At 54.9% G+C, this 12,245-nt stretch carries 14 protein-coding genes; 11 read left to right on the forward strand and 3 right to left on the reverse strand.

Going from position 1 to position 12,245, the window contains the following annotated elements; genetic code table 11:
- Window positions 1-104 precede the first annotated feature (104 nt).
- From ACQ4N8_RS04215 to ACQ4N8_RS04225, 3 genes are all read left to right on the forward strand, one after another.
- The gene (locus ACQ4N8_RS04215) at window positions 105-320 is read left to right on the forward strand and encodes a hypothetical protein (RefSeq protein WP_430703093.1); all 216 of its coding nucleotides are present in this window, start codon (window positions 105-107) and stop codon (window positions 318-320) included.
- 242 nt (window positions 321-562) lie between these two features.
- Window positions 563-1,015, forward strand: a complete 453-nt coding sequence (locus tag ACQ4N8_RS04220; protein ID WP_430703094.1) for a GNAT family N-acetyltransferase — start codon at window positions 563-565, stop codon at window positions 1,013-1,015.
- 56 nt (window positions 1,016-1,071) lie between these two features.
- Window positions 1,072-1,311 (forward strand): DUF3892 domain-containing protein, encoded by a 240-nt coding sequence (locus tag ACQ4N8_RS04225; protein ID WP_059043845.1) that lies wholly within the window; start codon window positions 1,072-1,074, stop codon window positions 1,309-1,311.
- A gap of 64 nt (window positions 1,312-1,375) precedes the next feature.
- Here the strand turns inward: ACQ4N8_RS04225 and ACQ4N8_RS04230 are convergent, their stop codons facing one another.
- Window positions 1,376-2,113 carry an MBL fold metallo-hydrolase gene (locus ACQ4N8_RS04230; protein WP_430703095.1) on the reverse strand — a complete coding sequence of 246 codons (738 nt, stop codon included), beginning with the start codon at window positions 2,111-2,113 and terminating at the stop codon, window positions 1,376-1,378.
- Window positions 2,114-2,291: 178 nt separating this feature from the next.
- Here ACQ4N8_RS04230 and ACQ4N8_RS04235 point away from each other — a divergent pair, with 178 nt between their 5' ends.
- Window positions 2,292-2,846 (forward strand): copper amine oxidase, encoded by a 555-nt coding sequence (locus tag ACQ4N8_RS04235; RefSeq protein WP_430703096.1) that lies wholly within the window; start codon window positions 2,292-2,294, stop codon window positions 2,844-2,846.
- Window positions 2,847-2,976: 130 nt separating this feature from the next.
- Complete coding sequence (locus ACQ4N8_RS04240; RefSeq protein WP_430703097.1) at window positions 2,977-3,300, forward strand: DUF1292 domain-containing protein; 324 nt, start codon at window positions 2,977-2,979, stop codon at window positions 3,298-3,300.
- Between the two features lie 69 nt (window positions 3,301-3,369).
- Here ACQ4N8_RS04240 and ACQ4N8_RS04245 read toward each other — a convergent pair whose 3' ends face one another.
- Complete coding sequence (locus ACQ4N8_RS04245) at window positions 3,370-4,845, reverse strand: aminotransferase class I/II-fold pyridoxal phosphate-dependent enzyme (RefSeq protein ID WP_430703098.1); 1,476 nt, start codon at window positions 4,843-4,845, stop codon at window positions 3,370-3,372.
- Between the two features lie 425 nt (window positions 4,846-5,270).
- Here ACQ4N8_RS04245 and ACQ4N8_RS04250 point away from each other — a divergent pair, with 425 nt between their 5' ends.
- Window positions 5,271-6,542 (forward strand): MFS transporter, encoded by a 1,272-nt coding sequence (locus ACQ4N8_RS04250; protein ID WP_430703099.1) that lies wholly within the window; start codon window positions 5,271-5,273, stop codon window positions 6,540-6,542.
- Window positions 6,543-6,573: 31 nt separating this feature from the next.
- On the opposite strand, the gene ACQ4N8_RS04255 is transcribed toward ACQ4N8_RS04250, so the two are convergent.
- Window positions 6,574-7,197 carry a YktB family protein gene (locus tag ACQ4N8_RS04255; RefSeq protein ID WP_430703100.1) on the reverse strand — a complete coding sequence of 208 codons (624 nt, stop codon included), beginning with the start codon at window positions 7,195-7,197 and terminating at the stop codon, window positions 6,574-6,576.
- 246 nt (window positions 7,198-7,443) lie between these two features.
- Here ACQ4N8_RS04255 and ACQ4N8_RS04260 point away from each other — a divergent pair, with 246 nt between their 5' ends.
- The 5 genes from ACQ4N8_RS04260 (at window position 7,444) to ACQ4N8_RS04280 (ending at window position 12,105) form a co-directional block, all read left to right on the forward strand.
- On the forward strand, window positions 7,444-8,040 hold the full coding sequence (locus tag ACQ4N8_RS04260; protein WP_430703101.1) for a hypothetical protein: 597 nt from the start codon (window positions 7,444-7,446) through the stop codon (window positions 8,038-8,040).
- 197 nt (window positions 8,041-8,237) lie between these two features.
- Window positions 8,238-9,647 carry an NADP-dependent phosphogluconate dehydrogenase gene (gene gndA / locus ACQ4N8_RS04265; RefSeq protein ID WP_430703102.1) on the forward strand — a complete coding sequence of 470 codons (1,410 nt, stop codon included), beginning with the start codon at window positions 8,238-8,240 and terminating at the stop codon, window positions 9,645-9,647.
- Between the two features lie 150 nt (window positions 9,648-9,797).
- Complete coding sequence (locus ACQ4N8_RS04270; RefSeq protein ID WP_430703179.1) at window positions 9,798-10,301, forward strand: shikimate kinase; 504 nt, start codon at window positions 9,798-9,800, stop codon at window positions 10,299-10,301.
- Between the two features lie 27 nt (window positions 10,302-10,328).
- Complete coding sequence (aroA, locus tag ACQ4N8_RS04275) at window positions 10,329-11,621, forward strand: 3-phosphoshikimate 1-carboxyvinyltransferase (RefSeq protein ID WP_430703103.1); 1,293 nt, start codon at window positions 10,329-10,331, stop codon at window positions 11,619-11,621.
- A 55-nt stretch (window positions 11,622-11,676) separates the two neighbouring features.
- Window positions 11,677-12,105 carry a CoA-binding protein gene (locus tag ACQ4N8_RS04280; RefSeq protein ID WP_430703104.1) on the forward strand — a complete coding sequence of 143 codons (429 nt, stop codon included), beginning with the start codon at window positions 11,677-11,679 and terminating at the stop codon, window positions 12,103-12,105.
- Window positions 12,106-12,245 lie beyond the last annotated feature (140 nt).

Consider the following 12,245-nt stretch of genomic DNA (forward strand, 5'->3'; position numbering starts at 1 on the left):
CGGAGAGGAGACAACAATGGCTTAACAGGAGTGACCGGAACCTCAGGTCCGTATTCGATATAGGAAAGGAATGATTAAACATGCGTATCCGGAGGAACAACGGATTGAGCTCGTCTCGGAGCATCCCGGGTAAGCCGGTTCGCCGGGCGGCCGCTGCGGCGGCCATCCTGTTGCTAACGATGATCAGCGCCTGCAGCCTGTCGCCCGACCAGGAGACGATGAACCGGCAGGCCCGCGCTTTCCCATGGCCCTTCGGCTCCTCCGTCTCGGACGAGGTGTATTCGCCGACCATCGTGGAGGATGTCTACTCCGCGGAGTGACCCGTCCGGCTTATTCCTCGTCCCATTTGCGGGAATAGCCTTTTTTCGTGACGTAAAACATGGAAGCAATCAGCAATACGGCGATCAATGCCGCGGCAGCGATCGTAACGCCCATAACCATATCTCCCGGACAGCTCCTTTCCCTCCCATTCGATACCACAACTATACATGAAAACTATTTTTTTGTATAATGATGCAGTTTAGACAAACCAATGGACAAGGGAACGCTGGGAGGGAAAGAAATGTCGGCTGCAACGATTATACCGGTAAAGACGGAAGACCAATTGCAGAAATGCCTGGACATCCGCAAGGAAGTATTCGTGGAGGAGCAAAAGGTTCCGATCGACTTGGAAATCGACGAATACGATCAAATCGGCCCGGACGCGCATCATGTGCTGATCGAGCTGGACGGGGAGTATGCCGCGACGGGCAGACTGATTTACTATAAGGATAACGCCGCCAAAATGCAGCGGATTGCCGTACGAGAGGCTTTTCGCTCGCAAGGGGTCGGCAAAATCCTGCTGCTGGCCATGGAAGAGCTGGCGCGCGAGCTGGGACTGACCCAATCGGTGCTCGACGCGCAGTGCCATGCCGAAGGGTTCTACGCCAAGCTGGGCTACGAGACGATCTCGACCGAACCGTTCGATGACGCCGGGATTCCGCACGTGCGCATGGTCAAACCGCTGAAATCATAGTTTCTCCGGCATCGGGGCAATCTAACTCCATACTTTATAGAGGAGAGTGATAGCAGATGGCCCTGAACACCAGAGAAACGTTTATTGCCGTCCGGAAGAACGGCGATGGCGACCTGGAGGCGTTTAAAACGTCCAGCGGACGCGTACTCGAGTACCAGCAGGCGCTGCAGGAAGTGAAGGCCGGTGCGATCGCCGGCGTTAATGTGTTTAAAGGACGGGACGGGGAGATGTACATCCGCGGGGATGCCGACGGAGACCCGTCCAATAATCTCGACAATCTGCCGGGTTTTGAATAAACCGGGCAAACAAGTGGAACAACCCTCCGTCTAAGGATGCAGCCAGAGGGTTGTTTTTTGCGCATCACAACGTATAGATTTCGTGCTGGCGCAGGAATTCCATTTTTCCGGTTGCCCCAACGTAGGACTCCATATCGTCGCCGTAATGCATCAGCAGGATCCGGCTTTGGATGTCCTCAGGGAGGGATAACAGCTCCTGGAGCGTCGTATGTACCTCGCCCGGGCCGGTCAATTGCACCTCATGGAGAATTTTGCGGCAGCCGCGCTCGCGCACGAGCCGTTCCAAAAGCTCCGGCTGAAACGTTTTATCCGCACTGTAGAATATCTCGTTATTGAAATAGAGCGAATAGCTGGTTTTACCCGGAATATGCGGCGTTTGGATCAACTCCACGGACAGGTCCGGCGTCAACTGAACCCGCGTGCCTTCCTTCAAGGTTCGAACCTCGAACACGTCGTCCAGGGAATGGATCACGCCATCCTGGCTCAGCCCGCCCTTCAGCGTATTTTCCCATAATGGCCCGACCAGCTTATCGGCGACGTAAAGCACGGGTTTCCGGCCGGAACCGTATTTCATGCGAAAAGCCAGCTCCTCGAGCCCTCCGACATGATCCCCATGGATATGGGTAATCAGCACGGCGTCGATATCATCGAGCGGTTTGCCGATCGCGTGCAGCGCCAGCGGGGCCGTGATTCCGCAATCGATCAGAAGCGTGAAATCGTTTGAGTAGAGCAGACCGTTATTGTTGAAGTATTTTTTGGCGAACGCGCCGCCCGTGCCCAGCATTTGCAGTCGTAGTGGCATCCCAGACCTCCTTCTATAAGTAAGCGCTCCACCATTAATGTACACAATTTCCAAGCGAAACGAAAGCCATGTCCCCGATTGAAAAAAAGTTCCGCCAATTACCAGAAAACACCGCAACTTGCTTCGGCTCGTCGAGTATAACTTTACATCAACATGAATCAAATGGAGGTTCATACCAATGAAATGGAGAAGAGTTGCATTACTGGTGGTTGCTTTCTCTCTGATGGGCGGGTCATTGCTGTTTGCCGATGCGGCGAGCCAGAAGGTCAAACTGCTGCTCAACGGCCGCGACATGGAAGACGGCGGTTATATCATCGACGGGAAAACCTATGTTCCCGTGCGCAATCTCGAGGGATTGGTCGAATATAACGATGACACCAAAACGGTGAGTTATTATAAACCCAACGTCCACATGTTTTTGTTTACGGATGAAGGGGTGTTTGGCGACGTCAAAAAGACGGGCAAACTAAAGTTCAACGTATTTTCACAAATCGATAATTTGCGCACGAGCATCAGCGCGGTGCGGGTCTCGATCACGGCGCCGGACGGCACGACCAAGGAAATCCAGACCGACGAAATCAAGGAGCAGCGGGATAACTTCTGGTTCCGGACAAAGGATTACACCTATGATTTCAAATCGTCGGGCCGCTATACGATCGGGTTCTACATGCAGGCATCGAGCGGAGCGGATTTCGTGCTGATCTCGGAAAAGGGCATCAACGTCCTGAAATAGCCGGAATTCCGTCCAAACGGGCAGCGTTTTCGAAAATTGACCTGTCCACCCTAAAATGATACGATACGGGGGGAATGAAGCAATTCACAAACTTCACCCTTCAAAAACACAGTCAAAGCGAGGTAATTGAATGAGCGACCACAATCATGAACACGGCGAAGCGTGCGGCTGCGGCCACGATCATGAACACGATCATGAACACGAAGAGTTTGTGCTGACGTTGACGGACGAACAAGGAAATGACGTGGAAATGGTTCTCGTCGAAACGTTCGACGTAGGCGAGAAAGTATACGCATTGCTGCTGGAACGCAATAATCCGGAGGCGGACGGCATCATTCTCCGCATGGAAGAAGAAAACGAAGAAATGGTGCTTTACAATATCGAGGACGAACAGGAATGGCAGCAGGTAGAAGAAGCTTACAACGAGCTTGTCTCCCAGATGGACGAAGCCTGATTGAGGTCGGCCGATTCAATAAACAAAGCTTAAAGCTCCCCGGGAACCGGGGAGCTTTCTTATATGCATTCAGAAGATCGGATCGGCTTCGACGATAACCTTGACCTTGTCGATATACCGGTCCTCCGGTCCTTTCACCGGCAGGCCGACCTCGACGTGGTCGACGATATAATCGATGTTGTCCTGGGAAATCACCTCGCCCGGGAGCAAAATCGGGATGCCCGGCGGGTAAACGTAAATGAATTCGGCGATGATCCGGCCGGCCGATTCCCGGAACGGAACCACTTCGGTATCCGCATAGAAGGCATCGCGCGGAATCAGCGAGAGCTGCGGGATTTCCGGGATTTTGACGATCAGCTCGTTGGCGTTGTTTTCCTTGTAGTAGATTTGCGATAATTCGCGCAACGCCGTGAGCAGAATATCGGCCGTCTCCTGCGTATCTCCCGGCGTGATCAGGCACAGGATGTTGTACATATCGCTGAGCTCGACTTCGATGTTGTAGTGTTCGCGCAGCCAATTTTCCGTCTCGTAGCCGGTGATGCCCAAATGGCGCACATGAATCGTGACTTTGGTCGGATCGTGGTCATACGTCGCTTCTCCGCCCAAAATCTCGCGTCCGAAGCAATAAAGCCCCTCGATTTGATTGATTTCCCGGCGTAAGTAATGCGCCAGATCCATCGCCTGCTCGGCCAGTTCGCGGCCATGCAGCGCCAGATTGCGCCGGGCCGTGTCCAGGGAGGCGAGCAGCAAATACGAAGTCGACGTCGTCGTCAGCATGCTGATGATCGTCTGCACGCGCTGCGGGTTGACGTAGCCGTTTTTCGTGTTCAGGTTCAGGATCGAGCTTTGCGTCATCGAGCCGCCGAGCTTATGCACGCTCGTGGCCGCCATATCGGCTCCCGCTTGCATCGCCGACATCGGCAGCTTCTCATGAAAATGGATGTGAACCCCGTGCGCTTCGTCGACCAGCACCGGCACATGGAAACTGTGGGCGAGATCTACGATCTCCTTGAGGTTGGCGCAAACGCCGAAATAAGTCGGATTGATCACCACGACCGCTTTGGCGTCCGGATGCCGCTGCAGCGCCCGGCGGACGGAATTCGTCGTAATGCCGTGATCGATGCCGAGATTGGCGTCTTGTGCCGGGGAGACGAACACGGGTTTTGCCCCGGCGAAAATGATCGCCGACATGACGGATTTATGAATATTTCTCGGGACGATAATTTTATCACCCGGAGAACAAACGGATAGTATCATGGTCATGATGGCTCCGCTGGTCCCTTGCACCGAGAAATAGGTATAATCGGCGCCAAACGCGTCGGCGGCCAGCTTCTGAGCCTCTTCAATCACGCCGGTCGGCTGATGCAGGTCGTCCAGGGGAGCGATGTTGATCAAATCGATGGACAAAGCGTTATCGCCAATAAACTCGCGGAATTCTTTATCGGTGCCGAGCCCCTTTTTGTGCCCGGGAATGTGAAACTGAACGGGATTGCCGGCCGCGTGCTTTTTGAGTGCGGTGAAGAGCGGCGTGCTTTGATGATCCATACGGGCCATCCCTGCCTTTCGTCGATAAAATTTTCAAACAAGCTTGAGTATAGCAAAATGCGCCCGGAATGCAAGCGAACCGTGGGGATTTAACGCAATTTTGACGGAAAGCAGGTTAATTTGCCGAAAAAAACGGACAGAATAGAAGTTAAACCAAATAAAGGAACGGAAAACTGGCAAGAGGGTTCAATATTCCAAGGCACAGCATTTTAGAATATTGAACCTAGGTGAAATGATTCTGAAGAAGCGGAGCTTTCGCCTTTGTGAGCGGATTTCTACTCTATCTGAATTTAGGAAAATCAGAGAAGTCCGCAAACAACAGCGATCGTAAGAACATTTCACACGGCTGCCTCCATCCGTATAATATTAGTACAACTTATATAAGTTGAAGCCATGTTCGGGAATGAAGAAGAGGGGGCAATTTCGTGGAACTGACTTCCGGAATCGCGCGCAAAAAACTACTGAATCCAACGTTCGCAAGCCTTTGGATCATCATGTTTTTGGTCGAATTCGTCAAGGGGGCGCTGATCGTGGCGATTTTGCCGGTCTATATGGGCGATGTCCTGAAGCTTAGCGCTTTTGCGATCGGACTATCGTTTTCGATGCAGTATATCGGCGACAACGTCTTCCGCAGCCCGGCGGGATGGCTGATCGAACGGATCGGCTTTCGCACGACGATGACGCTGGGCCTATTTATCACGCTAGGGGCCGTAGCAATGATCGCCTTCTTGCACACGATGGGTTTCCTCGTGCTGGGATGCGCGCTGCTGGGCATCGGGACGGCCCCGTTGTGGCCGTGCGTCCTGATGGGGATCACGGCGGTCACGGAAGAGAACAACAATTTTGCGACGGCGATGGGCGTCATTCAAATTTCCAGCCTGGGGGGAACAGGGCTTGGACCGGTCATCATCAATTTTTTTCTGCACGATTCGTTTCGTCCCGTCTTTTGGTTTCTGCTCGGCTGCATGGCATTGGTCGTCCTGGTATCCTTGTTTTTGCCGGGTAAAGCCGGAAGCGGAGCCGCAAAAGCAAAAGGCGCTGCCAACCACGGGAAGCCCCAGGACAACCCTTCCCTGCGGCAAGGGGGGCTGCTCCGCAACGTCCGCGCTTCGATCCGGCACATCCGGACCCACCTGCATGTCAGTCCGCTGCTGTATCCGGCCCTGTTTCTCCAGTCGTTTGCGATCGGGCTGCTGACGCCGGTCATTACGCTGTACGTGCGTTCCGAGCTGGGGCTGTCGCCGGAAACGTTCAGCGCCATGCTGGTAGTCGGCGGCGGGATAACCGTCATCGGACTGATTCCGATCGGGAAGCTGGTGGACCGCCTGGGGACGCGATGGTTTTTGCATATCGGATTTGCCATGGCGGCTGCCTCGATCGGCATGTTTGCCGTAACCCGCGAAGTTTCGCTGATCTGGTTGTTCATCATGTTGATCGGTTTGAGCTACGCTTTAATCCTTCCCACCTGGGATACGATGATTTCGCATCTGCTGCCGGAAGGGGAAAAAGGGACGGTATGGGGTTTCTTCCTCACGATACAAGGCTCCGGCATGGTGGCGGGCCCGATCATTTCCGGAAAAATGTGGGACCTGATCGGGCCGTCGGCGCCGTTTCTGGCCAGCTCGGCCATGATGGCGCTGCTATTCCTTCTGCATATCGGCCTGGCCCGCAAAGCAAAAGCCTCTCCGAATCCTTGAGTTCGGAGAGGCTTTCCTGTGAACTAACCTCTTAATAAGCGCCTTTATAGAGAGGCAGCAGCGTTTGGAACGTTTCCTCGATCGTTCGGGTCAGCTTGGCGCCGTCGCCGACGAGGGGGTTGTCCCGTTCGAGGTGCAGCCCGCACATGATTTCGGCCTTCTTGACCGTCCGCAGTTGCTCGGCCCACGCCTTCAGCTCCTTGGTGCCGGTTTCCTGATGCGGCGTGCCGCCGGGATCCATATGGTCCAGGGACCAATAGAAGCCATCCGGCACCGTTTTCTTCACCTGTGCGGCCTGCTTGTCCAAATATCTAGCAAACACCGGTTTATTGGGGCTTTCATAAATGACGGCGAAAATGATGAACAGGTGGGTGGAGAACATGCCCACTTGAAAATGCGGCAGCGCTTTGTAGCCGCGCTTGCTGGCCGCCCACGCCACCCAGGTATCGTTCGGCGGATTCACCTTCCGGCGAGCGTGCTTGGCGACATGCGGATGCATCTCTTCGCCGCAGAGGGCGGACAAGTAAGGAGCCAGCTCCGTGCCCAGCGTCTCCAGCTTGGGGCGAATGCGGCCGATGATCGCTTCCATCCGGGGCTCCAGGCCGGGAACGGTTAATGCGTCGAAATCATGCGTCGTAAATCCTTGGAATGACATCCTCTATACCTCCAGCTCCATCCATGCGGAATCATATGTTTACGTACCGCTACCAGTATAACATATTTCATGCGTCAACCCTGCCCGGAAACGGTTAAAAATAATCAATAAACCAAGTTCCATTACATAAGATGGAGTATAAGATAAGGTAAGCCGCAGCGTTTAGTTCGAAGAGCAGACCGGAAGCGCGCTCAGCCAACTTGATTCATGCTTTCGATGCTCACCAAACTTTGAGGAGGGAGTGCCGTGAATAAAAGTTACGAAGTGGAATACTGTAACCTGGAACTCCGATTCGACCGCCGGCACATTCAACAATTGATCCGCGATTTGATCCAAGACGGGTATTCTTTATATTGGAGTGAGAACGAATCGCTCTTTATCATTTCCGTACGCACCGGACGAAAGCTGACCAAACTGCGGTTTCAGCGTCTCGCCAAAGGATACAAGCTGGTAGGCGACTATGTGATCCGGGACGCCAAGCTGGCGGAGTGGCTGGAGAAGCTGATCGGCGACCTGCGCGGACACGCGGTAGTGAAGCGGTTCAAGGACCGGCAGATTCTGATCGAGAACATTCTGTTCGGCGAAGTGATCCGTCTGGTCGAAATCTCCGGCATGGAGCACCGGGTCATCTATCAGAAGGGGCCGACCGTCGATACGGCGCAAATGGCCGAGATGTTCGCCTCCGAATCGGCGGAGCAGCAGCTTGCCCATCTGCAGCAGGAGCTCGACGCGGAGTTGGAGAGACTGTTCGAGGCGTTGCAGCAAGGAGACCGCGAAACGACGGAAGCCTGTAAGGAGAAGCTGCGCAAACTGCGGATCGAATTGCTTCGTCTTGAATGGTAGGCGCTGGTTTGGCTCATCCTAAAGTGGAGAAAACCGGACGGAAGCTTAGCATAAATCAAACGGAATAGTACGGCAAATATCAGCTCCCACGGCGTTGGGGGTTGTTTTTTGGGCAGCCGGTCCGGGGTTCACTTCTGTACACCAAAGAGTTAAAATGATAATATTGAAAAAAATATAGTGTGCAAAGGATGGAGACCATGTCAAAACAACAAATCGGCGTTATCGGCTTAGCCGTCATGGGCAAAAATTTGGCCCTTAATATTGAAAGCCGGGGCTTTTCCGTATCGGTTTTCAACCGCTCCCCGGAAAAAACGCATGACCTGCTGGAGCATGAAGGCAAAGGCAAAAATCTCGTCGGCACGTTTTCCATCGAAGAGTTCGTGAACTCGCTGGAAACGCCGCGCAAAATTTTAATTATGGTACAAGCCGGTCCGGCAACCGATGCCACGATCGAGCAATTGCTTCCTTTCCTGGATCAAGGCGATATCATCATCGACGGAGGCAACGCGCACTTCCCGGACACCCAACGCCGCAGCAAAGATCTTGAAGCCAAAGGCTTCCGCTTCATCGGCACCGGGGTATCCGGCGGAGAAGAGGGCGCGCTGAAGGGGCCTGCGATCATGCCGGGCGGACAAGAAAGCGCCTATAAACTGGTCGAGCCGATCCTGACGGCGATTTCCGCGAAAGTGAACGGCGATCCTTGCTGTACATATATTGGTCCGGACGGCGCCGGCCATTACGTCAAAATGGTGCACAACGGCATCGAATACGGTGACATGCAGTTGATCGGCGAAGCCTATCATTTGCTGAAAGACGTGCTGGGCGTGGACTCCAAGGAATTGCACGAGATTTTCACCGAATGGAACAAAGGCGAGCTGGATAGCTACCTGATCGAGATTACCGCCGACATCTTCTCGCAGTACGATCAAGAAACCGGCAAACCGATGGTGGACGTCATCCTGGACGCCGCGGGGCAAAAAGGCACCGGGAAATGGACGAGCCAAAGCGCACTTGACCTGGGCGTTCCGCTCTCCATGATCACCGAATCGGTATTCTCCCGCTTCCTGTCGGCGATGAAGGAAGAACGCGTCGCAGCGAGCAAGATTCTGAACGGACCGGCGAAGCAAGCATTTGGCGGCAACAAGCAGGAGTTCATCGAGAACGTGCGCAAAGCGCTGTTCGCGTCCAAAATCGTCTCCTATGCCCAAGGGTTTGCGCAAATGCGCGCCGCTTCCGACGAATACGGCTGGGACTTGAAATACGGCAACATCGCGATGATTTTCCGCGGTGGCTGCATTATCCGTTCGCAGTTCCTGCATAACATCAAAGAAGCTTACGACCGCGATCCCGCGCTCAAAAACCTGCTGCTTGACCCGTACTTCAAAAACGTGGTGGAAAGCTACCAGGGAGCATGGCGCAAAGTGATTTCCGCGGCCGTGGAAAACGGAATCCCAGTGCCAGGCTTCGCCAGCGCCCTGTCTTATTACGACAGCTACCGCACGGAACGCTTGCCGGCCAATCTGCTGCAAGCGCAGCGCGATTATTTCGGCGCCCACACCTTCAAACGCGTCGACAAGGAAGGCGTCTTCCACCATCAGTGGTTCTAAACCGAATGTCGGGTGACCCGGAAGCCGGAGGGACGAAAGCGTCTCGTCCGGCTTCTTTTTCGTGTTGAAAATTGATCGGCCTGTGTTATGATATGAAAAAGTTTACTGCCCGCTTAGAAGATCAAGGTGGTGAAGGAATTGCAGGATTCGATGAACAATATCGTGCTGGTCGGCATGATGGGAACGGGGAAAACCACCGTAGGGGCTCATTTGGCGGCAGCGGCCGGCCTTAAGCTCGTCGATCTCGATCAGCGGATCGTGGAGGAGGCCGGGGAGGCGATCCCGCAAATATTCGCCGGGAAGGGCGAGGCTTATTTTCGCGAGTTGGAGTCCTCCCTGCTGACCCAAGTGCTGAGAGAGCGGGGCATCGTCTTGGCTACCGGCGGCGGCGTGGTATTGCGGGAGGCGAATCGCCGCGTCATGCTTGAGGGTGGCCAGGTGTTCGCGCTGAAAGCGACTGCGGAGGAAATCATCGCCCGGGTCGGCCAGGACGAAAATCGGCCTTTGCTTGCCGGAGGCGTCCGGGAACGCGTTACGGCGTTGCTGGAGGAACGGAAGGGAGCGTATGATTTCGCCCATCATACCATCGAAACGACGGAAAAAAACGTGGAACAGGTAGCTGCCGAGATTTTAACGCATTACCGCGGTTCCTGATATTATAAGAAAAAGGGGAATGGAAACATGGACGTTATCGTAAGGCCAACGCCTGCGCTGAAAGGCGAAATCGGAGCATTATCCTCCAAAAACTACACGACGCGTTATTTGCTTGTCGCCGCCCTAGCGGAAGGGACAAGCACCGTTTATTATCCGGCCCATAGCGAAGACAGCGACGCGATGCGCCGCTGCATTGCCGATCTTGGCGCTGTGCTGGTAGAGGACGAGGAGAAAATCGTGATTACCGGCTTCGGTTCCCGCCCCAAGAAGGTCAAGGAGCTGAACGTCGGCAACGCGGGAGCGGTGCTGCGCTTCCTGATGGCGATCGCCGCGCTGTGCCCGGAAGTGACGTTCGTGAACGCGTATCCGGATTCGTTGGGCAAACGTCCGCACGATGACTTGATCGATGCGCTGGGGCAGCTTGGGGTAGAGGTGAGCCACCAAGAAGGCCGATTGCCGATCACGATTCGCGGCGGGGCGCCGAAGGGCGGCAAGATCCGCGTGTCCGGCGCGGTCAGCTCCCAGTATTTGAGCGCGCTGCTGTTCCTGACGCCTTTGCTGGCGGAGGACAGCGAGATCGAGGTGCTGGACGATCTGAAATCGAAGGTGGTCGTCGGGCAAACCCTGGAGGTGCTGGAGCAAGCGGGAATCGTCATTCACGCCAGCGACGATTACATGCATTTCCGGGTGCCGGGACGGCAAACCTATCAGGCGAAGACCTACACCGTGCAGGGCGATTACCCCGGCTCGGCGGCGATCTTGGCCGCAGCCGCGGTGACGAAATCGGACGTGAAGGTGCACCGGCTTGCGGAACGCAGCAAGCAAGGGGAACGCGCGGTGGTCGACGTGCTGCAGATGATGGACGTACCGCTGACCCATCAGGACGGCGTCGTGCACGTGCAGGGGAACGGCCGGCTGCGGCCGGTCGAATTCGACGGGGACGCCGCGACGGACGCCGTGCTGGCGATGGTCGCCGCCGCCGTATTTGCCGAAGGCACGTCCCGGTTTTACAATGTGGAAAATTTGCGCTATAAGGAATGCGATCGCATTACCGACTATTTGACGGAACTGAAAAAAGCCGGGGCCGACGTCGAGGAACGCCAGGCGGAAATTATCGTGCACGGCCGTCCGTCCGGGCTGGAAGGCGGCGTGGAGATCAACGCCCATTACGACCACCGGGTCATTATGGCTTTGACCGTCGTGGGGTTGCGCTGCCGTCAGCCGCTGGTGATCAAGGACGCGCATCACGTCGCCAAGTCGTACCCGCAATTTTTCGACCATATCGCCGCGCTTGGCGCATCCGTGGAACGGGTAGAATAAACTTGTTATGAATAGCGAAGCGTAAAAATGTACGCTAGCAAAGGAGGAAATTGAGATGGCATTTGAGAATCCAAGCCGCGAGGAAATCAAGGAAATCCTGCTGAACGCCGGAAACATCGCGGTGGTGGGGTTGTCCGATAAAACCGACCGCACTTCGTATATGGTTGCGCAGGCATTGCAAAACAACGGTTATCGCATCATTCCCGTGAATCCGACGGTGACCGGGGAAATCCTTGGCGAGAAGGTGTATGCCTCCCTGTCGGACATCCCGGAGAAGGTCGATATCGTCAATGTGTTCCGCCGCAGTGAGCAAACGCCGCCGGTGGCGGAGGAAGCGGTGAAGATCGGAGCACGCGTGCTGTGGCTGCAGCTCGGAATCGTCAGCGAGGAAGCGTACGAGATCGCCTCGAAGGGCGGCCTTACGGTCATCATGGACCGATGCATCAAGGTAGAGGACAGCATTCTGATCGGAAAACGGAACTAACATTGCCAAGCCTAGGGGACCCGTCTCGTTTTGTGGGGCCCTTTTTGGCTTGCGCTTTTTCCTTTGACAAATTTGTCGGGCTGGGATTACGATAATGAAATAGATAGAGGGTATCCTAAAAGAGATACATTATAACGGGA

It is taken from the genome of Paenibacillus macerans, from assembly GCF_050565405.1.
Lineage (GTDB): Bacteria > Bacillota > Bacilli > Paenibacillales > Paenibacillaceae > Fontibacillus > Fontibacillus macerans_B.